Origin of the sequence: Neobacillus novalis NBRC 102450 (genome assembly GCF_001591805.1) — a bacterium.
Taxonomy (GTDB): Bacteria; Bacillota; Bacilli; order Bacillales; family Cytobacillaceae; genus Neobacillus; species Neobacillus novalis.
Genome location: NZ_BCVP01000012.1, coordinates 184318 through 210113, shown reverse-complemented (window position 1 = coordinate 210113; position 25796 = coordinate 184318). Strand labels below are relative to the sequence as shown.

General features: G+C 39.5%; 29 protein-coding genes. 28 read left to right on the top strand and 1 reads right to left on the bottom strand.

Going from position 1 to position 25796, the window contains the following annotated elements; translation table 11 throughout:
• Positions 1 to 2: 2 nt before the first annotated feature.
• The 9 genes from BANVL01_RS11365 to fni all read left to right on the top strand — a co-directional run bounded on the left by BANVL01_RS11365 (position 3) and on the right by fni (position 8140).
• The gene (locus tag BANVL01_RS11365; RefSeq protein WP_066089359.1) at positions 3 to 959 is read left to right on the top strand and encodes an asparaginase; all 957 of its coding nucleotides are present in this window, start codon (positions 3 to 5) and stop codon (positions 957 to 959) included.
• A gap of 102 nt (positions 960 to 1061) precedes the next feature.
• A complete protein-coding gene (gene prsW / locus BANVL01_RS11360) occupies positions 1062 to 1751 on the top strand; it encodes a glutamic-type intramembrane protease PrsW (RefSeq protein ID WP_066089357.1) in 690 nt (229 codons plus the stop codon).
• 101 nt (positions 1752 to 1852) lie between these two features.
• Positions 1853 to 2734 (top strand): spore cortex-lytic enzyme, encoded by an 882-nt coding sequence (sleB, locus tag BANVL01_RS11355; protein WP_066089354.1) that lies wholly within the window; start codon positions 1853 to 1855, stop codon positions 2732 to 2734.
• A 14-nt stretch (positions 2735 to 2748) separates the two neighbouring features.
• Entirely contained in the window at positions 2749 to 4098 is a 1350-nt protein-coding gene (gene ypeB / locus BANVL01_RS11350) for a germination protein YpeB (RefSeq protein WP_066089351.1), read from the top strand.
• A gap of 113 nt (positions 4099 to 4211) precedes the next feature.
• Entirely contained in the window at positions 4212 to 4391 is a 180-nt protein-coding gene (locus tag BANVL01_RS11345; protein ID WP_066089348.1) for a YpfB family protein, read from the top strand.
• A gap of 115 nt (positions 4392 to 4506) precedes the next feature.
• Complete coding sequence (gene cmk / locus BANVL01_RS11340) at positions 4507 to 5187, top strand: (d)CMP kinase (protein WP_066089345.1); 681 nt, start codon at positions 4507 to 4509, stop codon at positions 5185 to 5187.
• Positions 5184 to 5765 carry a lysophospholipid acyltransferase family protein gene (locus tag BANVL01_RS11335; protein WP_066089341.1) on the top strand — a complete coding sequence of 194 codons (582 nt, stop codon included), beginning with the start codon at positions 5184 to 5186 and terminating at the stop codon, positions 5763 to 5765. Before cmk ends, BANVL01_RS11335 begins: the two co-directional genes overlap by 4 nt.
• A 164-nt stretch (positions 5766 to 5929) precedes the next feature.
• A complete protein-coding gene (gene rpsA, locus BANVL01_RS11330) occupies positions 5930 to 7069 on the top strand; it encodes a 30S ribosomal protein S1 (protein ID WP_066089338.1) in 1140 nt (379 codons plus the stop codon).
• Between the two features lie 12 nt (positions 7070 to 7081).
• A complete protein-coding gene (fni, locus tag BANVL01_RS11325) occupies positions 7082 to 8140 on the top strand; it encodes a type 2 isopentenyl-diphosphate Delta-isomerase (RefSeq protein ID WP_066089336.1) in 1059 nt (352 codons plus the stop codon).
• A 36-nt stretch (positions 8141 to 8176) separates the two neighbouring features.
• On the opposite strand, the gene BANVL01_RS26730 is transcribed toward fni, so the two are convergent.
• Positions 8177 to 8317 (bottom strand): YpzI family protein, encoded by a 141-nt coding sequence (locus BANVL01_RS26730; protein WP_066089333.1) that lies wholly within the window; start codon positions 8315 to 8317, stop codon positions 8177 to 8179.
• Between the two features lie 106 nt (positions 8318 to 8423).
• Here BANVL01_RS26730 and BANVL01_RS11320 point away from each other — a divergent pair, with 106 nt between their 5' ends.
• The 19 genes from BANVL01_RS11320 to aroA all read left to right on the top strand — a co-directional run bounded on the left by BANVL01_RS11320 (position 8424) and on the right by aroA (position 25697).
• The gene (locus tag BANVL01_RS11320; protein WP_066089330.1) at positions 8424 to 9032 is read left to right on the top strand and encodes a YphA family membrane protein; all 609 of its coding nucleotides are present in this window, start codon (positions 8424 to 8426) and stop codon (positions 9030 to 9032) included.
• Positions 9033 to 9205: 173 nt separating this feature from the next.
• Positions 9206 to 10516 (top strand): ribosome biogenesis GTPase Der, encoded by a 1311-nt coding sequence (der, locus tag BANVL01_RS11315; RefSeq protein ID WP_066096722.1) that lies wholly within the window; start codon positions 9206 to 9208, stop codon positions 10514 to 10516.
• Between the two features lie 21 nt (positions 10517 to 10537).
• Positions 10538 to 11593: an NAD(P)H-dependent glycerol-3-phosphate dehydrogenase gene (locus BANVL01_RS11310; protein ID WP_066089328.1), complete on the top strand. Its 1056-nt coding sequence runs from the start codon at positions 10538 to 10540 to the stop codon at positions 11591 to 11593.
• Between the two features lie 202 nt (positions 11594 to 11795).
• Positions 11796 to 11981: a DUF2768 domain-containing protein gene (locus BANVL01_RS11305; RefSeq protein ID WP_066089325.1), complete on the top strand. Its 186-nt coding sequence runs from the start codon at positions 11796 to 11798 to the stop codon at positions 11979 to 11981.
• Positions 11982 to 12006: 25 nt separating this feature from the next.
• The gene (locus BANVL01_RS11300) at positions 12007 to 12717 is read left to right on the top strand and encodes a YphF family lipoprotein (RefSeq protein ID WP_066089324.1); all 711 of its coding nucleotides are present in this window, start codon (positions 12007 to 12009) and stop codon (positions 12715 to 12717) included.
• Between the two features lie 186 nt (positions 12718 to 12903).
• Positions 12904 to 14382, top strand: coding sequence for a stage IV sporulation protein A (spoIVA, locus tag BANVL01_RS11295; RefSeq protein ID WP_066089321.1), 1479 nt, complete (start codon positions 12904 to 12906; stop codon positions 14380 to 14382).
• 363 nt (positions 14383 to 14745) lie between these two features.
• Positions 14746 to 15018 carry a non-specific DNA-binding protein Hbs gene (hbs, locus tag BANVL01_RS11290; RefSeq protein ID WP_066089318.1) on the top strand — a complete coding sequence of 91 codons (273 nt, stop codon included), beginning with the start codon at positions 14746 to 14748 and terminating at the stop codon, positions 15016 to 15018.
• A gap of 178 nt (positions 15019 to 15196) precedes the next feature.
• Positions 15197 to 15763, top strand: a complete 567-nt coding sequence (gene folE / locus BANVL01_RS11285) for a GTP cyclohydrolase I FolE (RefSeq protein WP_066089315.1) — start codon at positions 15197 to 15199, stop codon at positions 15761 to 15763.
• Between the two features lie 35 nt (positions 15764 to 15798).
• Entirely contained in the window at positions 15799 to 16035 is a 237-nt protein-coding gene (mtrB, locus tag BANVL01_RS11280) for a trp RNA-binding attenuation protein MtrB (protein WP_066089311.1), read from the top strand.
• Positions 16036 to 16230: 195 nt separating this feature from the next.
• Positions 16231 to 17052 carry a heptaprenyl diphosphate synthase component 1 gene (locus tag BANVL01_RS11275; protein ID WP_066089308.1) on the top strand — a complete coding sequence of 274 codons (822 nt, stop codon included), beginning with the start codon at positions 16231 to 16233 and terminating at the stop codon, positions 17050 to 17052.
• A gap of 6 nt (positions 17053 to 17058) precedes the next feature.
• Positions 17059 to 17763 (top strand): demethylmenaquinone methyltransferase, encoded by a 705-nt coding sequence (locus BANVL01_RS11270; RefSeq protein ID WP_066089305.1) that lies wholly within the window; start codon positions 17059 to 17061, stop codon positions 17761 to 17763.
• A gap of 41 nt (positions 17764 to 17804) precedes the next feature.
• Positions 17805 to 18767 (top strand): heptaprenyl diphosphate synthase component II, encoded by a 963-nt coding sequence (hepT, locus tag BANVL01_RS11265; RefSeq protein ID WP_066089302.1) that lies wholly within the window; start codon positions 17805 to 17807, stop codon positions 18765 to 18767.
• 93 nt (positions 18768 to 18860) lie between these two features.
• The gene (ndk, locus tag BANVL01_RS11260) at positions 18861 to 19307 is read left to right on the top strand and encodes a nucleoside-diphosphate kinase (RefSeq protein ID WP_066089299.1); all 447 of its coding nucleotides are present in this window, start codon (positions 18861 to 18863) and stop codon (positions 19305 to 19307) included.
• 155 nt (positions 19308 to 19462) lie between these two features.
• Positions 19463 to 20635 (top strand): chorismate synthase, encoded by a 1173-nt coding sequence (gene aroC, locus BANVL01_RS11255; protein ID WP_066096720.1) that lies wholly within the window; start codon positions 19463 to 19465, stop codon positions 20633 to 20635.
• A complete protein-coding gene (gene aroB / locus BANVL01_RS11250) occupies positions 20635 to 21705 on the top strand; it encodes a 3-dehydroquinate synthase (RefSeq protein WP_066089296.1) in 1071 nt (356 codons plus the stop codon). The genes aroC and aroB overlap by 1 nt, the downstream gene beginning before the upstream one ends.
• Before the next feature lie 17 nt (positions 21706 to 21722).
• Positions 21723 to 22094 carry a chorismate mutase gene (gene aroH, locus BANVL01_RS11245; RefSeq protein WP_066089294.1) on the top strand — a complete coding sequence of 124 codons (372 nt, stop codon included), beginning with the start codon at positions 21723 to 21725 and terminating at the stop codon, positions 22092 to 22094.
• Positions 22095 to 22147: 53 nt separating this feature from the next.
• Positions 22148 to 23236, top strand: coding sequence for a histidinol-phosphate transaminase (gene hisC / locus BANVL01_RS11240; RefSeq protein WP_066089290.1), 1089 nt, complete (start codon positions 22148 to 22150; stop codon positions 23234 to 23236).
• A 38-nt stretch (positions 23237 to 23274) separates the two neighbouring features.
• The gene (locus BANVL01_RS11235; RefSeq protein WP_066089287.1) at positions 23275 to 24381 is read left to right on the top strand and encodes a prephenate dehydrogenase; all 1107 of its coding nucleotides are present in this window, start codon (positions 23275 to 23277) and stop codon (positions 24379 to 24381) included.
• Between the two features lie 26 nt (positions 24382 to 24407).
• The gene (gene aroA, locus BANVL01_RS11230; RefSeq protein WP_066089284.1) at positions 24408 to 25697 is read left to right on the top strand and encodes a 3-phosphoshikimate 1-carboxyvinyltransferase; all 1290 of its coding nucleotides are present in this window, start codon (positions 24408 to 24410) and stop codon (positions 25695 to 25697) included.
• The last annotated feature ends 99 nt before the right edge of the window (positions 25698 to 25796 follow it).

Below are 25796 nucleotides of genomic sequence, written 5' to 3'. Positions count from 1 at the left end.
TAATGAAAAAGGTTGTTTTATTAACAACAGGCGGTACAATAGCGAGCAAACCAAATAAGGATTCAGGTAAATTAGCTTCCGGTGCGTTAACGGGTGAAGAACTGGCGGCGATGTGTAATTTACCGAAAGACATGGAAGTGATTGTAGAATCTGTCTTCCAAAAAGCAAGTATTCATATTACTTTTGAAGATCTGGTTGTCCTAAAAAATAAAATTGAGGCCTATTTTAAGGATAATTCGGTTTCCGGTGTTGTGGTCACTCACGGAACAGATACTATGGAGGAAACAGCCTATTTTCTTGATTTAACGATCAATGACCACAGGCCAGTGGTTGTTACAGGATCACAGCGCTCCCCAGAGGATTTGGGAAGCGACGTCTATATTAATTTACGGCACGCTATTTATGCGGCATGTTCAAGCGATTTACATGATGCCGGAGCCGTCGTCGTTTTTAATGAACGAATATTTGCGGCAAGGTATGTGAAAAAAGAACATGCTTCTAATATTCAAGGATTTAACGTGTTTGGCTTTGGCTATCTCGGTATTATTGACAATGATCAGGTCGATATTTTTCAGAAACCAATTAAAAGAGAATTTTTTGACATTCAATCACCAATTCCACAAGTCGAAATCATCAAGTGTTACATTGGGGCAGATGGAAAATTTATTAAAGCTGCCCGGGAGGCAGGTGTAGGCGGGATTGTCCTCGAAGGTGTGGGACGTGGTCAGGTGGCTCCAATGATGATGGAAGAAATCGAAAAGGCAATTGAGGCAGGGATTAAACTGGTCATCACCACAAGTGCAGAAGAGGGTTCTGTGTACACAACCTATGATTATGATGGCAGTGCCTATGATCTTTATAACAAAGGGGTAATCCTTGGCAGCGACAATGACTCTAAAAAGGCACGAATCAAATTAGCTGTCGCGATTGCCAGCGGCTTAAAGCATATTCATTTTTAACTAAATAGAATTTTTGAGTTACCAATGTGGAAGGAATCTTTTATTTAATTTATTTTGGATACATGATACGATGAAGAAAATCGATTTGAAAAGAGGTTCATCATGCTGGGAATTTTATCAGCCGGAGTTGCCCCCGGTCTGGCCTTACTGAGTTATTTTTATTTAAAAGATGAATATGAGCCAGAGCCAGTTTCCTTTGTTCTTCGAACCTTTTTATACGGAGCTTTATTGGTGTTTCCAATCATGTTTATCCAGCATGTCCTTGAATCAGAGCATTTGGTTAAATCTCATCTTATCGATGCTTTTCTTAGCTCAAGTCTTCTAGAAGAATTTTTTAAATGGTTCATCCTGTTTTATGCTATATACCAGCATGTTGAGTTCGATGAACCATTTGATGGCATTGTCTATGGAGTGGCCGTTTCCCTTGGTTTTGCTACGATTGAAAATATCTTTTATTTACTGGCAAATGGGATTGAGCATGCGATGTCGCGTGCGTTATTACCTGTTTCAAGTCATGCCATGTTTGGAGTTATTATGGGCTTTTATATTGGAAAAGCAAAGTTTACCGAAGGGCATAAAGCTAAATGGGTCATCCTCTCGCTGCTTTTGCCATTTCTTCTGCATGGATCCTATGATTTTATCTTGATGTCACTTGAACACTGGGTATTTATTATTTTTCCATTTATGATTTTCCTTTGGTGGTTTGGCTTACGAAAGGTGAAAAAAGCGAAAATATTGAGCGCCAATCATTTTAAAAAACAATATCCCGTCCAAAAAACCCTTCAATCCTGATGAAGGGTTTTTTGATTTATTTACTTTCTTGGAATAAAAACACCAATCTAACAAAAAATAGGGTTACTGCTAAAAAGATTTACAATGGGGGTTATTATTCTATGTTAAAGAAAAAAATCCTAAAAAAATTCTTCATCTTAACTTTTTTTCTTACAGTGCCATTATCCTGTTTGGAAAATAATCAGGTTCATGCATTTTCCAAACAGGTAATCCAAAAAGGGGCTGTTGGCGACGATGTCATTGAACTGCAATCCAGACTCCAATATATTGGCTACTATAATGGGAAAATTGATGGAGTTTTTGGTTGGAGTACGTATTGGGCGTTAAGGAACTTCCAATATGAATTTGGGCTGCCAATTGATGGATTGGCTGGGACAACAACAAAGGCAAAATTGACCAAAGCCAGCAAATACAACGAGCAGTTTGTAAAAAAGCAAATCAATTCCGGGAAAAAATTTACCCATTACGGTGGTGTTGACCAAAGCAAGCAAAGTGCACCCGGTAACAAAGCACCGGCCGCCAAAGCGCCAGCAGCTAAAGCACCTGCGGCCAAAGCACCAGCCGCAAAAGCACCTGAGAAGCAAGCAGCGCCGAAAAAACCAACTGCGGCTAACGTTCCAAATGGCTATTCACAAAATGATATCCGTCTAATGGCGAATGCTGTTCACGGGGAATCAAGAGGTGAACCATATATCGGTCAAGTGGCTGTTGCAGCTGTTATCTTGAACCGAGTGAATAGTGCATCGTTTCCGAACACAGTTTCTGGTGTCATCTTTGAGCCGGGAGCGTTCACTGCTGTAGCTGATGGGCAAATTTACCTGACACCAAATGAAACTTCAAAGAAAGCGGTTTTGGATGCGATAAATGGCTGGGATCCAACTGGCGCGGCCCTTTATTATTTTAATCCAGATACAGCCACTAGCGGGTGGATATGGGGAAGACCGCAAATAAAACGAATTGGGCAGCATATTTTTTGCAAGTAGAGAGGTGAATAGAATTGATTAGAGGCATATTAATTGGTATTCTAGCAGCGGGTGTCGCGGGAACAGCCTTTTGGGGCTACCAAGAACATCAGGAGAAAAACGCTGTTCTATTAAATGCAGAAAACAATTATCAACGGGCGTTTCATAATCTTTCCTACCGAATGGATTTATTACACGATAAAATTGGAACAACGCTTGCCATGAACTCCAGACATTCGTTATCTCCATCATTAGTTGAGGTGTGGAGACTAACCTCGCAGGCACATGGTGATGTTGGGCAGCTGCCATTAACATTATTACCATTTAACAAGACTGAAGAATTTCTCGCGAATATTGGAAACTTCAGTTATCGAACGGCTGTCAGGGATTTGGAAAAGGAACCTTTATCGGAGCATGAGTATAGCACCTTACAAACTCTTTATAAACAGTCAGGTGATATCCAAGGCGAGCTTAGAAATGTGCAGCATATGGTTCTGAAAAATAATCTGCGCTGGATGGATGTTGAGCTTGCACTTGCATCAGGAAAAGAGTCAACCGACAATACCATCATTGACGGCTTCAAAACGGTTGAAAAAACGGTTACCGGGTATGAAGAATCCGACCAGGGGCCAACATTTGCTAACATGCAAAAGAAGGATGAAAATTTTAAAAAGATTAAAGGAAAAACTATTTCTCGCCAAGAAGCAATCAAGATTGCTAAAAATTATATGAAGTTTGATGGTAATGCGGAGGTAAAAGTGACCGAAAATGGAAAAGGTGCTGATTACGGTTTTTATAGTGTATCAATAAAAAATAAACAAACTGCTCAAGAAGCTAGCATGGATATTACCAAAAAGGCTGGCCATCCGATTTGGTTTATTAATAACCGCGATATCAAAAAACAAGTTCTGAGTCTAAATGAAGCTGACAACAAGGCGGCGGCTTTCCTAAAAGAAAATGGTTTTAAAAATTTAGAGGTATTTGAAAGTATGCAATATGATAATATCGGTGTTTTCAACTTTGTCACGAATATTAACGGGATTAGAATCTATCCAGAGGCAGTAAAAGTGAAAGTTGCACTAGATAATGGCGATATTGTCGGCCTGTCTGCGGAAGAGTACTTAAAATCATTACAAACTAGAAAAATTGAAAAACCCGCCCTTTCTGTTGAGCAGGCTCGCACCAAGGTAAATCCGAAATTTAAAGTAATGGAGGACCGGCAAGCATATATTGTTAATGATCTTAATGAGGAAGTACTCTGTTACGAATTCCTTGGTACAATTGGAAATGACACCTACCGAATCTTTATAAATGCCACTAACGGCATTGAAGAAGAGGTTGAAAAACTGAAAAATGCCGAGGCAATATATGAAGATGTTCTGTAAGGAAAAGCTGCTGCTTTTCCTTTTTCTATTTCTTCGCCATTACATTTCATGTGAGGAATAAAAAAAATCAATGGCCCCAATAATATGGATATATTGATGTTGGAGTGAATGCTATGAAACGGATTGAAAGTCTTTTAATCAAGGTTGTTATCATCCAATTTATTTTTCTATTTTTAGCGCAGCTAATTTTTCATCAACTGGATATTCTCCCGCAAATAAAACAATTGACTAAATATGAAGGAGTCAATGAAAATACTTTTACAGAAATTCTCCAAACTTTTCAGAGAAAATAAAGCAGGTGATTCTGCTTTATTTTTTTGAATTAAAAAAAGAAGCTTTTTGATATCTTATGGTAAAATATATAGAAGACAACAAAGGAGACAATCATAATTGTATTTAGGAGGATTTATGGAAAAGAAATTATCAATCGCAATTGACGGCCCTGCTGCGGCCGGAAAGAGCACAGTAGCAAAAATTATCGCGGAAAAGCTTTCCTACATTTATATCGATACGGGCGCAATGTACCGGGCATTAACATATAAAGCAATCGTTAATGGGCTTAATCTGGAAGAAGAAGCTTCATTATTTGATACATTATTATCGACTGAAATTAAATTACTGCCCTCTGATAATGGTCAATTAGTATATCTTGATAATAAGGATGTAACAAATGAGATTCGTTCTTCAAAAGTAACCAATTCTGTTTCGTATGTCGCAAAGCATCTGTTGATTCGTAAAGAAATGGTCCGAAGGCAGCAAGCATTTGCCACAGAAGGCGGTGTTGTAATGGATGGACGTGATATCGGAACGCATGTCCTGCCAGGTGCAGAAGTAAAAATCTTTTTACTTGCCAGTGTTGAGGAAAGAGCCGTCCGCCGTCATTCTGAAAATGTACAAAAGGGCTTCCCGTCCGACCTAAATAAATTAAAAGAAGAAATTGCACAAAGAGATAAAATCGATTCAGAGAGAGAGATAGCTCCTTTGAAAAAGGCCGATGATGCAATTGAAATCGATACAACCTCTTTAACCATTCCTGATGTTGTAGAAAAAATAATGGCAATTGTGCACGAAAGGATTGGATTAGGGTGACGTTTTACGGGTTTGCAAAATCGGTTGTTTATGGGATTTTTAAACCATGGTACAGAGTTGAGGCAATTGGCGTTGAAAATTTCCCAAAAGACGGTGGAGTTCTTCTTTGTTCCAATCATATCAATAATTTTGATCCGATAATTGTGGGAATTATGGCACCTCGGCCTGTTCACTATATGGCGAAGGAAGAGATTTTTCGGATCCCAGTGTTGGGCGGAATCGTTAGAAAATGTAATGCTTTCCCAGTAAAAAGGGGATTTGGGGATCGTGAGGCACTTAGATCAGGATTGAAAGTTTTAAAAGATGGCCACGTTTTCGGACTTTTTCCGGAAGGGACAAGAAGTAAGACCGGGGAGTTAGGTAAAGGACTTTCAGGAGCAGGATTTTTCGCATTACGAACAGAGGCGTTGGTGGTTCCTTGTGCTGTTATCGGTCCGTATAAAGCCTTACATAAGTTAAGGGTAGTATACGGAAAACCTATAGCAATGGAAGAAATGAGAAGTACCAAGGCATCCGCGGAACAGGTTACAGAATTAATTATGTCTGAAATTGCAAAACTAATAAAAGAGTATCAATAGGTTCTGCTTGACAAAAGAGCCTATTTGTAAGAAGTTATTAAAAAGGGACTTTTTTCGAATATTCTTTTTTTAACTATGTTTTTTATATGTGGTGAAGGCTCTTGGCTTTCACCAAATCATATATAGATTATATTTAGATGTAAATGGATTAAGGAGGAATACATATGTCGGAAGAGTTAAATCAAGTAGAAGTGAAAAGCTTTGAAATTGGAGACAAAGTAACTGGACAAGTTACTAAAGTAGAAGAGAAACAGGTGCTCGTGGCTGTTCCAGGCAGTAAACTTGATGGAATTATCCCAATTAGTGAGCTTTCAAGCCTTCATATTGAAAAGGCATCCGATGCGGTTCATGAAGGTGATCAACTGGAACTGGAAGTTTTAAAAGTAGAAGAAGAGGCATTGATTCTTTCAAAAAGAAAAGTAGATGCCGAGAAGGCGTGGGAGAGCTTAGAACAAAAGTTCCAAAGCGGCGAAGTTTTTGAAACCGAAGTAAAAGACGTTGTTAAAGGCGGTCTTGTTGTTGATCTTGGCGTTCGCGGATTTGTCCCAGCCTCTCTTGTTGAATCCTATTTTGTCGAGGATTTCAGCGATTACAAGGGTTCCAATCTTACCTTTAAAATCGTTGAACTTGATAAAGAAAAGAACCGCTTAATCCTTTCGCATCGAGCAGTTGTTGAAGAAGAAAAAGGGAAACAAAAACAAAATCGTCTTGGTGCATTACAAGCAGGCCAGATAATTGATGGCAGGGTTCAACGAATTACTGATTTTGGAGCCTTCGTTGATATTGGCGGAATCGACGGTCTGGTCCATATTTCCCAATTATCCTATGAACACGTTGATAAGCCATCAGATGTTGTTCAAGAAGGCCAGCAGGTTCAAGTAAAAGTATTAAGTGTAGACCGTGATAATGAAAGAATTTCTTTATCGATAAAGGAAACACTTCCTGGACCATGGATAAATATTGCTGAAAAAGCACCTAAAGGAAGTATTTTAGAAGGAACTGTGAAACGATTAGTCTCTTACGGTGCCTTTGTTGAGGTTTTCCCTGGTGTTGAAGGTCTTGTTCATATTTCTCAAATTGCTCATAAGCATATTGGAACACCGCATGAGGTTCTTAAAGAAGGACAAGAAGTTAAAGTTAAGGTTTTAGATGCTAATGAGAATGTTCAACGGTTATCATTAAGCATTAAAGAACTTCTTGAAAAAGAGGTTGAAGAAAATCTTGATTATGAGCTTCCTGAAGAATCAAAAGGCTTCCAGCTTGGTGAAGTCATTGGAGACAAATTAAAGAATCTAAGAAAATAATGGTGATTTTACTTGTCCAGATCTGAACGAAAATGGGACCATATCCGCTTCGCTCTTGAAAATAAGCAAAACTCTGCAACAGTTTTCGATGATATAAAATTTCTTCACCAGAGCCTGCCGAATACCAATGTATTCGACGTGCAATTAGACCATTCGATTGGCGGACTTTATTTAAGTTCGCCTATTTTTATCAATGCAATGACAGGCGGCGGCGGTGAAAAAACCTTTCAGATTAACAAGGAGCTTGCCATTGCTGCTAAAAATACCGGGTTAGCTATGGCTGTAGGTTCACAGATGTCAGCTCTAAAGGATAAAGCAGAAAGGTATACCTATGGGATAGTCCGAAAAGAAAATCCTAATGGTATTATCATCGCTAATATTGGCAGCGAAGCAACTACGGAGAATGCAAAAGCGGCTATCGATATGATTGAAGCAAACGCCCTGCAAATCCATTTGAATGTCATTCAAGAACTAACCATGCCAGAGGGGGATCGGGATTTTTCTGGTGCGTTAAATAGAATCGAGTCTATTGTCAATGTGGTGGATGTTCCAGTCATCGTCAAAGAAGTCGGTTTCGGAATGACGAGGGAAACTGCTGAAACCCTTTCTTCAGTCGGTGTCACAGCGGTTGATGTTGGCGGCTCTGGGGGAACAAATTTTGCAGAAATAGAAAATAAGCGCCGTGAAAAGACTTTCTCGTTTTTTAATAATTGGGGCATTTCGACTCCAGTCTCAATCATTGAAGCGGCATCGATTACTAATCAAGTAACGATTATCGGTTCCGGAGGTTTTACCACTGGATATGACATTGCCAGGGGATTAGCATTAGGAGCAAATGCGATTGGTATCGCAGGATATTTCTTGCGAATTCTTGTTGAGAAGGGAATTGCCGCCCTTCAGGAAGAAATCGAAACCCTCCATAAAGAATTAACGATGATTATGACTGCTTTAGGGGCGAAAACGATATCAGATTTACAAAATGCTCCGTTAGTAATATCCGGTGATACATACCATTGGCTGCACCAAAGAGGAATAGATACGAAACGGTATAGCCAGCGTTCAATTAAATAAAAGCTCTCGCATCCGCGAGAGCTTTTTTGGTGTTATTTATCTTTTCCCGTCATTTAATCCACGAGCTTCCTCAGGACTTGAGAGCTTGGTTGCACCGGGATAGTGTAATGCTTGATCCCGGTCGGATTCTACTCTCCTGCTTGCTTTTAATTTTTTCTCTTGGCGGTCTCTTCCCATTATCCACACCTCCTCTTTATAAGATGATTCACAGTGGAAATATTATTCAGGGAGTATGGAAATATATAAAGAATACCAATAATGTGAATAATAGGAGGTGTATGGAATGGAAGGGATCATGTTTTATTGGATATGCTGGGCTTTCTGGGTCTATATGACGTTTATCCTACATAAGCAAAACACATATCGTTTAAAAATGTCGATTATGGTTCTAACCGTAATCATATTATCGAATTATCATTTCAGCATTGGCAGTTTTGAATTGCATGCGAGTGGAATATTCTTATTAGTTGTTTCTTATGTATTTTACAGTCAGGAAAAACTAGGTGCTATCTTTTATTTTTTTATCTGTTCATTAATTGTGTCAATTGCCTATGTTACATTCCATTTGTTCGAAATTTTTGATCCAATTTGGGTGATCTTTAAGAAGGAATGGATGATGGGGATATGCTTTGGCTATCTTGCCATTCTCTTGCAAAAAACGTTAAAAGGCCGCTTGTTGATTATCGTGAGCGGCACCATGCAAGGGGAGTTTTTATATGCCTATATCTTAAATAAGCTTCAATTTACCTATTCTGTCGGGGCTCTTGCTTATTTAGATATTTGTTCATTAATTGCGGCCTTGCTTGCAGGATGGAGCTTTTTGGAAAATGCGGGTTCCATTTTCCAAAACCATTTTCATTTTTTCGAAAAAGCAAAACAAAAATCATCTTAAAATTTGTTCATGTTATGGTTTCCATTGCTAGTTAGGAATAACATTGATAAAATAATATAGTTAGGCCCTTCTAAATGAAAGAAGGGTTTCTTTACTTAATAAGAACTTTAATGGAATAATGCTAACATAACAATATGTTTGTGTAATATATAAGAGAAGGGATGGCGAGTGGAATGGTTAAACCTGTTATTGCCATTGTAGGACGGCCAAACGTTGGGAAATCAACGATTTTTAATCGAATTGTTGGCGAACGAATTTCCATTGTTGAGGATATTCCAGGAGTAACAAGAGATCGGATTTATAGTTCTGGAGAATGGTTGACGCACGACTTTAATGTAATTGATACCGGCGGAATCGATATTGGTGATGAGCCGTTTTTAGAGCAAATTCGTCAGCAGGCAGAAGTGGCAATTGATGAAGCAGACGTGATTATCTTCTTAACAAATGGACGAGAAGGGGTAACGGCTGCTGATGAAGAGGTAGCGAAAATTTTATATAAGTCTAAGAAACCGATTGTATTAGGGGTTAATAAAATTGATAACCCGGAAATGCGTGAACAAATTTACGACTTTTATTCATTAGGCTTTGGTGAGCCAATCCCTGTTTCTGGTTCACACGGACTTGGTCTAGGAGATTTATTGGACGAGGCCGCCAAACACTTTCCAAAAAACAAGCCAATCGAATATGGTGATGATGTAATAAAGTTTTCCTTGATTGGAAGGCCAAATGTCGGGAAGTCTTCCCTTGTTAACGCCATTTTAGGTGAAGATCGTGTCATCGTCAGCGATATTGCCGGCACCACTCGTGATGCAGTCGATTCTCCGTATACATATAATGGAGATGAATATGTCATTATCGATACAGCTGGAATTAGGAAAAAAGGAAAAGTGTATGAGAGTACGGAAAAATACAGTGTCCTCCGCGCATTACGGGCGATTGAGCGTTCAGACGTTGTTCTAGTTGTCATCAATGCGGAGGAAGGTATCATTGAACAGGACAAGAAGATTGCCGGGTATGCCCATGAAGCGGGCAGAGCAATTGTAATCGTGGTCAATAAATGGGATGCGATTGAAAAAGACGAAAAGACGATGAAAGAGTTAGAGCAAAAGATTAGAGAACATTTCTTATTCTTGAGTTATGCTCCCATCGTGTTTTTATCAGCAAAAACAAAAAAACGAATTCATACCCTGCTTCCAATGATCAATTCGGCAAGTGAAAATCATTCGATGAGGGTTGAAACAAGTGTGTTAAATGATGTGATAATGGATGCCATAGCGATGAATCCGACACCAAGTGACAAAGGGAAACGCCTAAAAATTTATTATGCAACACAGGTAGCAGTCAAACCCCCTGTCTTTGTTGTCTTTGTCAATGAACCTGAATTACTGCATTTCTCTTATGAGCGTTTTCTCGAGAATAGAATTAGAGACGCGTTTGGTTTCGAGGGAACCCCTATCAAAATTTACGCGAGAGAAAGAAAATAAAGATAAGGCGGGTGTAATGTAATGCAGGATAAAAAAACAGCAATAGCCGTTATAGGCGCGGGAAGCTGGGGTACAGCTCTGGCGATGGTGTTAGCCGATAATTCCCATGAGGTCCGTCTTTGGAGTCATAATGAAGACCAGGTGAAGGAAATCAATGAATTTCATTCAAATAAAAAATACTTACCTGGAATTGTCCTGCCGGAATTAATCGTTGGTTACGCTTCGTTAAGTGATGCCTTAATGGGTGTGGAAACAGCTATTCTTGCCGTTCCTACTAAGGCGATACGAGAAGTTCTTGGAAAAATGCGTGCTGTACAAGCTGGGCCTGTCATAATTGCACATGTGAGCAAGGGGATTGAACCAGATACACTTTTACGGATTACAGAAATGATCAAAGAAGAAATGCCAAAAGAGCTGTTAAAAGACATCGTCGTCCTTTCAGGTCCAAGCCATGCGGAAGAAGTTAGCTTAAGGCATCCTACGACGGTAACGGTTACCTCGGAAAATATGGAAGCGGCTGAAAAAGTCCAAGATTTATTTATCAACCATAATTTTCGTGTCTATACCAATTCTGATGTCATCGGAGTTGAAATTGGCGGTGCATTAAAAAATATTATTGCTCTCGCTGCAGGGATAACCGACGGGCTTGGCTATGGTGATAATGCTAAGGCTGCGCTCATGACCCGCGGACTTGCTGAAATAGCTCGTCTTGGAACAAAAATGGGGGCAAATCCGTTAACATTTTCCGGATTAACAGGAATTGGCGACTTAATTGTTACTTGTACAAGTGTCCATTCGCGGAACTGGAGAGCAGGAAATATGCTTGGCAAAGGTAAAACGCTGGACGAGGTTCTTGATAATATGGGTATGGTGGTTGAAGGTGTAAGGACAACAAAAGCCGCCTATCAGCTCGCTGCAAAGTATAATGTTAAGATGCCGATTACCTTTGCTCTTTATGATGTCTTATTTAATGGAAAAAACGCAAAAGATGCGGTAGATGTGTTAATGGCCCGTGGTAAAACTCATGAAATGGAAGATTTAGTGAATGTTCTCGAGGAAAGAAATATGGAAGAATAAAATATTAAGAAATTAGGCGTTCAAATGATACGCATTTTATCTAGATTGCATACAATGCTTTCGAAGCATCCTGGTAGTATGACGCTGGAGAACGGGTTATTTAGTCCTCATCGCTGAAGTAAAGAATTCGCCCCTCTTTACTTCAGTTTTTTTTTATTACCTATGTTATAATTAATTTTTGGAATAAGGGGGAATTGTTTTGATGTCACCTGGTATGTTGAAAATGTGGATTTCGATTGCAGGTATGGGGTTTATGTTTCTTGCAATTATGACCATTTATTTAAGCCGCTATAAGCTAAAAGGGGTACTCCGTATTATCACAGCCATTGTTGCCTATTTATTTATGCTTGTTGCCGGAATTACGTTGCTCATTGTTTTATTATATTAAATTACATAAATTTAAAGGTGATTTTATGAAGAGAAAGACGCTAGGCTGTCTGATTATGTTAACAGCAATTTTTTTGTCGGGATGTATGTACCCAAAGGAGGAATTATCACAGAACCAAATTCCATATAAAGATCAAATCCAAGCAGTACAAACGGCAGTGGATGACTTTCAGAAGGACAATGGCGGTATTCTGCCAATCAAAACAAAGGAAGCGGACACGCCAATTTATCAAAAATATCCGATTGAATTTAAAAGAATTACCCCGAAGTATATGGCTGAGCCTCCAGGAAATGCGTTTGAAAGCGGTGGCATCTTTCAATACGTACTTGTTGATGTAGAAACAAATCCAACTGTTAAGTTGTTCGATTTAAGGATGACAGAAACAATTCGTGATCTAAACTTAAGGATAAAATCAAAAGGATATCCGCCCTATAAAAAACAAATAGCCAAAAATGTTTATTCGCTTGATTTTAAACAATTAGGCTATAAAAGCCCGCCGTACGTTGTCAGCCCATATACGAATCAAAACCTCTCCCTAGTTATTACAGGAAATGCGGAGGTATTTGTTGATTATCGCCCTGACCTTTATCAGGAACTTAAGAATTCAGCCAAACAGTTTAAACCAGGAGAGGATATTCGCCCTATTTTGGTGAATGACTCCATGTTTGTTCCGGCATATTCACTGCCTTATACGCTAGATGCGAAAACGAATGAGCCTGTATTCCTAGAAGAATAATTTTGTCATAACCCTTTTCCTATGAAATATATTGTAGGAGAGGGTTTTTTTTATTTTAATAAGGGGGTAAAAATTTTTAAAAAAAGTGTCATAAAAAGATAGGACAACGTCATAAATATAAACTGTCCAAAAATATCTAAATGGATGATATTATCCCACTTTAGTCTATGATCGGGAGGGAATCACTTGGAAAAGGTTGATATTTTTAAAGATATTGCCGAAAGAACAGGCGGCGATATTTATTTAGGAGTAGTAGGAGCTGTACGTACGGGGAAATCGACATTTATTAAAAAATTCATGGAGCTTGTTGTGTTACCGAATATAAACAGTGAAGCAGAAAGATCGAGGGCGCAGGATGAGCTGCCGCAAAGTGCGGCCGGGAAAACGATTATGACAACGGAGCCGAAATTTGTGCCTAATCAGGCAGCAACCGTTCATGTCGACGAAGGGTTAAATGTTAATATCAGGCTGGTTGACTGTGTGGGGTATACTGTTCCGGGTGCTAAAGGATACGAGGATGAAAATGGCCCAAGAATGATTAATACACCCTGGTATGAGGAGCCAATTCCATTTCACGAAGCAGCCGAAATCGGCACACGAAAAGTAATCCAGGAACATTCGACAATCGGGGTAGTTGTGACCACCGATGGAACAATCGGCGAAATACCAAGAAGTAACTATATTGAGGCAGAGGAAAGGGTCATTGACGAGCTAAAGGAAGTGGGTAAACCTTTTATCATGGTCGTTAATAGTGCTCAGCCTTATCATCCGAGCACGGAAACTCTAAGATCGAGTTTAGCAGCTAAATATGATATCCCTGTCATCGCGATGAGTGTAGAGAGTATGCGCGACAGTGATGTTCTTAATGTCCTGCGTGAAGCACTTTACGAGTTTCCAGTTCTCGAAGTCAATGTAAACCTTCCAAGCTGGGTGATGGTACTAAGAGAAAACCATTGGCTCCGTGAAAGCTATCAGGATGCCGTTAAGGAAACGGTTAAAGATATCAAGAGATTAAGAGATGTTGATCGCGTCGTTCAACAATTTAGTGACTTTGAATTCATTGAGCGTGCTGGACTGGCCGGGATTGAAATGGGTTCCGGTGTTGCGGAAATTGATTTATTTGCCCCGGATGAATTATATGATGATATTTTGAAAGAAATCGTTGGTATCGAAATAAGAGGAAAAGACCATTTACTTGAATTAATGCAGGATTTTGCTCATGCGAAAGCAGAATATGACCATATTGCCGACGCCCTGAAAATGGTTAAACAGACGGGCTACGGGATTGCCTCACCAACCCTTTCAGATATGAGCCTTGAAGAACCAGAAATTATTCGTCAAGGGCCACGTTTTGGTGTTAGATTACGAGCGGTAGCCCCATCAATTCATATGATTAAAGTGGATGTGGAATCGGAATTTGCGCCAATTATCGGGACAGAGAAACAAAGCGAGGAGCTAGTCCGCTATCTAATGCAGGATTTCGAGGACGACCCATTATCGATTTGGAACTCGGATATCTTCGGCCGCAGTTTGAGTTCCATTGTCCGAGAAGGGATCCAAGCAAAACTTTCCTTGATGCCAGAGAATGCCAGATATAAATTAAAAGAAACGTTAGAAAGAATAATAAACGAAGGATCAGGCGGCTTAATTGCCATTATCCTTTAGATTTTGGACTCCTTATCGGAGTCTCTTTTTTTTTGTTTTCCTCCAATTTTGGAAAGAATTAGCCTAAAAGAGTAGAATTTCGCTAAACAAAAGAAAAGATTACCATTATTTCATGAAATCTTCTTGATATGCTGAATTTATTGTGATAATCTTTTAACAGAATTACGTTATAGTGTTGGAAACCTTTATTTCATAAGGTTTTTTATAAAAAAAATATATTTAATTGACAAAAGCAGTTAATTTGGATTACTTTGGTAATTAAACCGTGCTATGACGTATAGAAATTAGAAAAATTGTTTAGAAATGTAGATAAGTATTCTTATTTACGAATCTTGATATTTTCTTTGGGAGGAGGTGAATGGCATGAACAAGACAGAACTTATTAATGCAGTTGCGGAAAACAGCGAACTTTCAAAAAAGGACGCTACTAAAGCAGTTGATGCTGTTTTTGATGCGATTTTAGATGCTTTAAAAAATGGTGATAAAGTACAATTAATCGGTTTTGGAAACTTTGAAGTACGTGAGCGTGCTGCCCGTAAAGGCCGCAACCCTCAAACAGGCGAGGAAATCGAGATCGCTGCAAGCAAAGTTCCAGCTTTCAAACCAGGTAAGGCGCTTAAAGATGCAGTAAAATAATTACATAAATTTATTGCTTTAAGCGGTTTGCTAAAGCAAAAAGGCCATGGCGGTGTTCATGGCCTTTTTTCTATTGGAAAGAGGCAACTAGGTATTGTTTTTTGCCTGCACGGAAACGATTGTGCTAATATGTATTTGTCATCTTTACGTGACAGATATATGCTAGGAGGAATTTAGTATGTCAGAAGTGAATCGTGCCCAAATTGAAGAGGCGGTACGTCTAATATTAGAAGCAATTGGTGAAGACCCAAACCGTGAAGGTTTACTTGATACACCAAAACGAGTGGCAAAAATGTATGAAGAAGTTTTTAGCGGATTAACCGAGGATCCAAAGCAGCATTTTGAGACGATTTTTAGTGAAGACCACGAAGAGTTAGTCTTGGTTAAAGATATTCCGTTTTATTCAATGTGTGAACATCATCTCGTTCCTTTCTTTGGGAAAGCGCATGTAGCCTATATTCCGCAAAATGGGCGAGTTACTGGCTTAAGTAAACTTGCAAGAGCCGTAGAAGCCGTTGCCAAGAGACCGCAGCTGCAAGAAAGAATTACCTCAACGATTGCAGACAGCATGATGGAGAAGTTAAATCCCCATGGGGTCATGGTGGTGGTTGAAGCAGAGCATATGTGCATGACGATGCGCGGCGTTAAAAAGCCAGGCTCCAAAACCGTTACCACTGCTGTCCGCGGAGTGCTTGCAGACGATGCTATTGCCCGGTCAGAAGTGCTTACGTTAATAAAATATTAGTTTTGATTATTTCAAATAAATTTGGAGTGGATTGAATGGAAAAGCGCAACCAGCAAAATAGTGATTTTGTGGTCATAAAGGCAAATGATGATGGAGTCAGTGTTATTGGCTTAACAAGAGGAACCGATACAAAATTTCATCACTCAGAAAAACTTGATAAGGGAGAAGTGCTTATTGCTCAATTTACAGAGCATACTTCGGCAATTAAAATTAGGGGAAATGCGAAAATACTTACTCAATTTGGTGAAGTAGAAAGTGAAATGAAGAAATAATAAGGTATTTATTTCCTATAGGCGGAAATGTAATTATTTTGTGAATTCCTGCCCATTAAATATCTTTTGTGATATAATGGTGACTGCATTGCTTATAGGATTTGGGAGAAAAGGCCCTTATTGAATGGCAAGAATTTTCCTTATTAACTTGGGAAATAAGAATACATATAGACATAATACTTTGGGGAAGCAAGGGTGATTAGATTGCCGGACATTCGACAAAAATTCATTAGTATTAGAGAGCAGGTCGAAAAGAAAGTATTTGACTCTTACCTACTCGAATATATTGAAACTCCAATTATTGACGAAGATAAGCTTCTCATCCTTATCTCAATTATGGACCGCCTCGAATTGTCTTTTAACCAAATGCAAAACTATTGCCTTTCAACAATGCTGGTTCAAATTGCCCTTGATACTCATGAACATATTACGAATACGTCTGAAGTTGAAAAAGAACGGCAGTTAACGGTTCTTGCAGGAGACTATTTTAGCGGCTTGTATTATAAACTGCTAGCAGAATCCAAGGATATCAAGGTGATTAAGAACCTGGCAAAAGGGATTAAGGAAGTTAATGAACATAAAATCCTTGTCTATCAAAAGCAAACGGGCGGAATTGAAAAACTGATGACAAGTATCATGCAGATAGAAAGTTCATTATTTGAAAGGCTTGCTGAATATTTTAAAGTGGATTTATGGAATGGAATTCTTAGCAATCTCCTATTTTTTAAACGTTTGCTTACAGAAAGAGAGCAATTTATTCATACGGGGAACTCATTCATTTTCGAGGTGTTAAAGAGGGATGTTTATCCAAAGAATGAATTGAAATTAGCGGATATTTCCATTGAGCTTCGTGATCAATTGTTAATGATTTGTGACAGCTATCTAGACCAATCCAAACAAGTCATTGAAAAAGGAATTCAACAGCTTCCATATTTAAATGATTATTTAGAGAAGAGAATTTCTTTTCTTATAAGTCAGCATCAGCCAATTGCAAAAACTTTTGTGGAAGAAGGGTAATCAGAGATGCAGCAGTCGAAAGAAGAACGAGTTCATGATGTTTTTGAAAAAATATCCGATAGCTATGATAAAATGAACTCTGTCATTAGTTTTCAACAGCATATCAAGTGGCGTAAAGACACCATGAAAAGAATGAATGTACAGCCTGGTTCAAAAGCACTCGATGTTTGCTGTGGGACGGCTGATTGGACGATTGCGTTAGCAGATGCAGTAGGCCCTTCAGGGAAAGTAACGGGGCTGGATTTTAGCCAGAATATGCTCAATGTAGGGATTGAAAAGGTTAAAGAGATAGGGCTAAACCAGGTTACATTGGTTCATGGCAATGCTATGGAGCTGCCTTTTGAAGATAACAGTTTTGATTATGTCACAATTGGTTTTGGATTGAGAAATGTACCGGATTACCTACAGGTATTAAAAGAAATGCGTCGCGTTGTAAAACCTGGCGGTATTGGTGTTTGTCTTGAGACTTCACAGCCTACATTAATTGGTTATAGACAGCTCTTTTATTTTTATTTCCGTTTTATTATGCCGATGTTTGGTAAATTATTTGCGAAGAGCTATAAGGAATATTCTTGGCTTCAGGAATCTGCTCGTGATTTTCCAGGAATGAGAGAGCTTGTGCGCATGTTTGAACAGGCAGGCTTTGATAATGTAAAATACAAATCATATAGTGGCGGTGCAGCCGCTGTTCATATAGGCTATAAGAAATAGTTGATGGAATGTAGACAGGATGAAAAGCTGGGTGAATACAAATGAAATTAAAAATGATGTATTCATTTTTGAATTCGGATATTAATATAATCGAGAAAAAACTAGAAGAGACAATCCAGGCGGATTCTCTTCTTTTGAAACAAGCTTCTATGCATACCTTACAAGCCGGAGGAAAAAGAATTCGTCCAGTTTTTGTTTTGCTCGCTGGTAAATTTGGTCATTATGATATTAATGTGATGAAAAATGTAGCAGTTGCTCTTGAGCTAATCCATATGGCTTCCCTTGTTCATGATGATGTCATCGATGATGCTGACCTGCGCAGAGGACAGCCGACGGTCAAAGCTAAATGGGATAACAAAATTGCCATGTATACGGGTGACTTTGTTTTTGCTCTTGCCCTTGAATTGATGACCAACCTAGAACGAGCTGAGGCTCATAAAATTTTAGCAGATACAATTGTTGAAGTAACGGTTGGTGAAATTCAGCAAATTAGGGACAAGTACCGGTTTAATCAAAATCTCCGCGATTATTTGCGAAGAATAAAAAGAAAAACGGCCTTACTGATTGCTGCAAGCTGCCAGATAGGGGCAATTGCTGCTGATGTAGACGAGGCCATCCATAAGAAGCTTTACCGATTTGGGTATTACGTGGGGATGTCCTTCCAAATAACGGATGATATTTTAGACTTTGTGGCAACCGAAGAAGAACTCGGAAAGCCTGCAGGCAGTGACCTTCTTCAAGGGAATATTACGGCACCAGCCCTATTCGCCTTAGAAAATGCAGCAAACCGTATTGAAATTGAAAAGGTTCATGAAAAAATGGAATCTGCGGATATTCAAAGGATTATTACCCTCATTAAGCAGTCGGGTGCAATTGAAAAATCGGTTAAACTTAGTGATCACTATCTAAGTAAAGCCTTAGCTATATTAGAGGAATTACCGGCCAATAAAGCGAAAAAGACTCTCAAAGACATCGCCAGATTCATCGGGAGAAGAAAATATTAACCACCTTGCGAAATATTCGAAAAAATGATACCATTTTCCATGGATTGTTCTTAGCTAACAATCAATATACATAAAGATGTAGGAGTGGAATTCATGGAAAAAACATTTTTAATGGTAAAGCCTGACGGAGTTCAACGTAATTTAATTGGTGAAGTTGTTGCTCGTTTCGAAAGAAAGGGTTTTCAGCTTGTCGGAGCTAAATTAATGAGTATTCCTAAGGAGCTTGCCGAAGAGCATTATGGTGAACATAAGGAACGGCCGTTTTTCGGTGAATTAGTTGATTTCATTACTTCTGGTCCTGTATTTGCAATGGTATGGCAAGGAGAAAATGTGATTGCAACGGCTCGCCAAATGATGGGTGCTACTAATCCGAAGGATGCAGCAACTGGTACCATTCGCGGTGATTTTGGACTTACAGTAGGTAAGAATGTCATTCACGGTTCTGATTCACCTGTAAGTGCAGAGCGTGAAATTGGCTTGTTCTTTAAAGATACTGGGGTTGTTGAGTATTCCAAACTAGTTAACGAATGGATTTATTAATTTGCAAAGAAAAGGCACTTGTATAGTGATTATACAAGTGTCTTTTTTGATACCGATTACAAAAATTTCTGAATAGTTATACTAGGTTTATTGTGAATGATATGATATATTGATACATAATTCTTTAATGAGTTGAAGGGGGAAAGAGGATGGGAATGAGATACTTAACGGCAGGTGAATCCCATGGTCCGCAGCTTACAACAATTTTAGAGGGCTTGCCTGCGGGTATGCCGCTTGATGCTGCGGATATAAACGAGGAGCTAGCCAGACGGCAAAAAGGCTATGGACGCGGGAGACGAATGCAGATTGAGAAAGATACTGCGGAAATTGTCTCAGGTGTTCGTCATGGCTACACACTTGGATCTCCGATTGCCTTAGTGGTCAAAAACAACGATTGGAAGCATTGGACAAATATAATGGGCATTGAAGCCGTTGAAGCAGGACAAGAGGATGAAATAAAACGTAAGGTAACCCGGGCCAGGCCAGGCCACGCTGATTTAAACGGAGCGATTAAATACGGACATCGGGATATGCGAAATGTGCTTGAGCGGTCGTCTGCACGTGAAACAACCGTTAGGGTGGCTGCAGGTGCCGCAGCTAAGAAACTTTTATCGTTAGTGGGGGTCGATATTGTCGCCCACGTCGTTGAAATCGGCGGAGTTAAAGCAAACGTTGACAGCACGTTACCATTGCAAGCTTTAAAAGAACGGACGGAAAAATCACCGGTACGGACCTCAGACCCAAATGTAGAGCAAGAAATGATGACAGCGATTGATGAAGCGAAGAAAAACGGTGATTCAATTGGCGGTGTCGTGGAAGTGGTTGCCACTGGAATGCCGGCAGGTGTTGGAAGTTATGTTCATTATGATCGTAAATTGGATGGAAAATTAGCAGCTGCTATTATGAGTATAAATGCGTTTAAAGGAGTAGAAATTGGGATTGGCTTTGAGGCAGCCAGGAAGCCTGGAAGCGAAGTTCATGATGAGATCGCCTGGGAACAAGGAAAAGGGTACTATCGCAAAACAAATCGGCTTGGAGGATTTGAAGGCGGAATGACGACAGGCATGCCGATTGTTGTCCGAGGCGTGATGAAACCGATTCCGACGTTATATAAACCATTGATGAGTGTGGATATAGAAACAAAAGAGCCGTTTTCTGCCAGTATTGAGCGTTCTGACAGCTGCGCCGTTCCTGCAGCTGCCGTTGTTGCTGAAAGTGTTGTCGCATGGGAGCTTGCGAACGCTCTCGTCGAACAATTTTACAGTGACCGCTTTGAAACCTTTGCAGAAGAAATCAAGAGAACTCGGGAATATGCGAGGGAATTTTAATGGATACGATTCACATCCAAACAGAGTCAAAAAAGTACAATGTCTTTGTTGGAAAAGGTGTAAGGAACCAGCTTGACACCTTTTTAGCTAATCATTTTCCGGATCTTACCAGAATATTAATTATTACAGATGAAACGGTAGCTAAGCTTCATCTTGAAAAATTGCTGCTTGTGCTAAAACCGTGGGAGCCGATTATTTACAAGGGACCAAGCGGTGAAAAGACGAAAACCTTTGAAGTTTATTATGATGCCCTATCAACCGCCCTTGAAAATCATCTTGACCGTAAATCGGTGATTCTTTCATTTGGCGGTGGAGCGGTAGGGGATTTGTCAGGCTTCGTTGCCTCCTCCTTTATGAGAGGAATCCCCTTTATTCAGATCCCAACTACAATTTTAGCTCATGACAGTGCTGTTGGCGGGAAGGTTGCTATCAATCACCCGCATGGGAAAAATATGATTGGGGCATTTTATCAGCCTGAGGCCGTATTCTACGATTTAGAGCTGTTAACTACATTGCCTGAACATGAAATCCGTTCGGGATTTGCGGAAGTAATTAAACATGCACTGATTTCTGATGCGAGATTCTATGAATGGCTGCGAAATAATGTTGATGACCTTAATTTAATCACCCTGGATCAACTATCTTATTCGTTAATCAAAGGGATTAAGATTAAAAATGAGTTTGTTAGTCAGGATGAAAGAGAGATGGGAATTCGGGCTTACTTAAACTTGGGTCACACACTGGGGCACGCGATTGAATCGGAAATGGGTTATGGGAATTTTACTCACGGGGAAGCAGTAATGATTGGGATGATTTTTGCTTTGAAATTAAGTAAAAAGCTACTGGGTCTAACCTTCGATTTAGAAGAATTTATTGAATGGGTAGAACAGCTCGGGTATAAAACGAAAGTTCCCAATCATTTATCCTTTGAAAAATTAGTAGCCAAAATGAAACAAGATAAAAAGTCGGTTGGTGATTCGATTCGATTTGTGCTACTAGAGCAATTGGGACAACCGAAGCTTCAGAAAATATCGGAAACAATTTTATTAGAAGAACTTAAACGTTTTTAATAAGGGGGATTTTTCTTATGATCAGAGGGGTGAGGGGAGCAACGACGGTTAACAGCGATACAGAGGAAGCGATTATTCTTGCTACTAAAGAGCTTCTGGCAAAATTAATTGAAGTCAATCAGATAAAACCTGATTCGGTTGCATCCGTATTTATCTCAACTACTGAAGATATTAATGCCGCCTTCCCGGCCAAAGCATTGCGGTCATTTCAGGGCTGGACTTATGTACCAGTCATGTGCATGCGGGAAATGCAGGTTCCTCTTTCGTTGAACATGTGTGTCAGAATTATGATACATGTGAATACCGATCTCTCTCAAGAAGAAATTATTCATGTTTATTTAAAAGGAGCTAAGGTACTAAGACCAGACTTAGGTAATAGTTTGCCATAGTAAAAGGGATCTCTTTTTAATTTTGGTTAAGAAATATTGAAGGGGTGGAGAAAATGAGATGGAAAGAGCAATTATTGACACTTACACCGTATCAGCCGGGAAAGTCAATTGATGCTGTTAAAAAGCAATTTAATCTGGAGAAAATTGTCAAGCTTGCCTCCAATGAAAACCCGTTTGGCTGTTCACCCGGGGTACTTGAGGTCCTGCAAACAAACCTTTCAGGTTTGGCTATTTATCCTGACGGCTATGCCACTCACTTAAGAGAGAAGCTTTCTGAATTTTTGAATGTTGATGAGGAAGAACTTATTTTAGGGAATGGCTCAGATAACATTATCCAAATTATTTCAAGATCGCTGCTGCATCCTAATGCAAGTACGATTATGGCCACTCCAACATTTTCGCAATACAAACACAACGCCGTCATCGAAGGCGCAGTCGTTAAGGAATTGCCTCTTATAAATGGTGAACATGATTTGGAGGCAATGCTAGCGGCTATAGATGAACAGACAAATGTTATTTGGATCTGCAGCCCTAATAACCCAACTGGTACATATATTCCGGAAAATAATTTAATTCCGTTTTTAGATATGGTTCCTCGGCATATCCTTGTCGTTCTCGATGAAGCTTACTATGAATATGTAGTAGCTGAAGATTATTATGATTCCATCGAGTTAACACGGAAGTATGAAAATTTAATTGTTCTTAGAACCTTTTCGAAAATATATGGAATGGCTGCCTTAAGAGTCGGATATGGGGTCGCAAATAGAGCTATCATAAAAGCACTAGAGCCTGCAAGAGAACCTTTTAATGTTAATTCATTAGCGCAGCTGGGAGCAAGTGCAGCAATCAAGGATCAGAAATTTGTCGAAGTATGTAAGGAGAAAAACAGACAGGGTCTATCACAAATTTACGATTTTTGTGAACAAAACCAATTGGACTATTATCCATCACAAACTAATTTTATTTTAATTGATATGAAAGTTGATGGGGATGAGGTTTTTCAATTTTTACAGGAGAAAGGCTATATTGTCCGCTCCGGTAAAGCGCTTGGTTTCCCAACCGCTGTGAGAATTACCGTGGGATCCTATGAACAAAATGAAGGTGTGCTTAAAGCATTAAGCGAGTTTCTAAAAGAAAACTAACAAGAGCATCAGATTATTGTTACTTAGGGGGAAATAACTTGAAAGGCCGTGTTATTGTAATTGGCTTAGGATTAATCGGCGGTTCCTTAGCATTATGTATCAAGAAGGAACATAACGAAGCTACGATTGTTGGATTTGATATTAATAAAGAACAGTCTAGACTGGCAAAAATGCTTGGTGTCATCGATGAGATAGCGGAAACCATTGAGGATGGTGCAATCGATGCCAATTTAATCATTATTGCCGCACCTGTAAACGAAACGAAAGAAATTCTTCAGATGCTGGCTAAAATGCCCCTACATCCAGACGTAATTATTACCGATACAGGCAGTACTAAACGGAAAATAGTCGAAAGTACCTCCAGCTTGAAGGAACGGGGAATCACTTTTATCGGCGGTCACCCAATGGCTGGTTCACATAAAAGTGGGGTTTCAGCTGCAAAAGAAATATTATTTGAAAATGCCTTTTATTTATTAACTCCAGAAGAACATATTGAAACAACGAAAGTAGAGAGATTAAGAGGCTGGTTACTGGGGACAAATGCAAAGTTTTTGACGATTACGCCTGAAAATCATGATTATCTTACTGGGATTGTCAGTCATTTCCCGCATATCATTGCTGCCTCCATCGTTCGGCAGACAGAAAAACTTTCCGAAGCGGAAAGTCTCATCCCACGCCTGGCTGCCGGGGGATTTAGGGATATTACTCGAATTGCCTCAAGTAGTCCGGAAATGTGGAAGGATATTTTGCTGCACAACCGTGAGATATTAATCGAGCTGCTAAATCAATGGCAGGAAGAAATGAAGGGTGTTAAAATCCTGCTGGAAAATGAAAATAGTGCGGCAATCTTTGATTATTTTAACCAGGCAAAACATTTTCGTGACGGTCTGCCCATGAAAGAAAAGGGAGCTATCCCTGCCTTTTATGATTTGTTTGTTGATATTCCCGATTATCCGGGCGTGATTTCTGAAATAACAGGATATTTAGCAAAAGAAAAAATCAGCATCACCAATATTCGCATCTTAGAAACTAGAGAAGATATAAATGGAGTTTTGGTTATTAGTTTTCAAACGGAAGAGGATCGGCAGCGGGCAGAACGCTGTATTGATACTTATTCCAGCTATGCCACATCTATTGGTTCATAAAATGATTTTAAAAAAGGTGATTTTTTATGACGTCATTAAAACTTAAGACAAACATAAATCGGTTATTTGGTGAGCTAACCATTCCGGGAGATAAATCGATCTCGCACAGATCCGTCATGTTTGGTTCGATTGCCTATGGTGAAACGAGGGTAACTAATTTCCTTCCCGGTGATGATTGTTATAGTACGATATCATGTTTTCGTAAGCTTGGGGTTACCATCGAGGAAGACGATAATGAGCTTCGCATATATGGTAATGGATTTGAGGGATTAATAGAACCTGATGAAGTTTTGGACGTTGGCAATTCCGGAACAACCATTCGTTTATTAATGGGGATACTTGCGGGAAGACCATTTTTTTCCACAGTAGTTGGCGATGACTCAATCGGAAAAAGGCCAATGACCAGGGTCACGGTCCCTTTAACCAATATGGGTGCTAAAATGGATGGAAGAAAAAATGGTGCCTATACGCCCATCTCTCTCCGTGGCAAGCGATTAACACCGATTAACTATCAACTGCCTGTAGCTAGTGCCCAGGTGAAGTCAGCGATACTCCTAGCGGGACTGCAAGCTGATGGGGTAAGTACCATCCACGAGCCAGCAGAAACCCGGGATCATACCGAAAGAATGATTCGTAAATTCGGCGGTGAAATCACTAGGGATAACCAATTGATTACTGTTAAAGGCGGACAAAAGTTAAATGCTGCCACGATCCATGTACCTGGTGATATTTCATCAGCTGCCTTTTTTCTTGTCGCCGGAGCCATTGTTCCTAACAGTGAAATTGTTTTGAAAAATGTGGGCTTAAATCCTACCCGAACAGGAATTATTGAGGTCATGAAGAAAATGGGTGCTGATTTACAAATAGTTCAAAAGGATGACAGCTCATTTGAACCATTTGGAGACCTCATTATTAAAACCTCCGCACTAAAGGGAACTGTTGTTGAAGGAGATTTAATTCCAAAACTCATAGATGAGATCCCGATCATTGCCTTACTGGCAACGCAAGCTGAAGGAAAGACAATCATTAAAAATGCGGAAGAATTAAAGGTAAAGGAAACCAATCGAATCGATACCGTTGTCAAAGAATTGAGTAAATTAGGGGCTTCGATTGAGGCAACGGATGACGGGATGATTATCCAGGGACAATCGCAACTCAAAGGCGGAACTGTTTCAAGTCATGGTGATCATCGGATAGGGATGATGCTTGCCATCGCTGCCCTTCTATGTGATGAAGAGGTTATCCTGGAGAATCCTGAAGCCATCTCCGTTTCCTACCCGAATTTTTTTAAACACATTAATTACCTTGCTAAGTAAAAGCTGCTATATGTGCAGCTTTTACTTTTTTACTACACCACAAAGTCATAGTTTATGAAATTAGTGCATAGCTTGTCTTTAAGAAGTATAGGGGGGTAA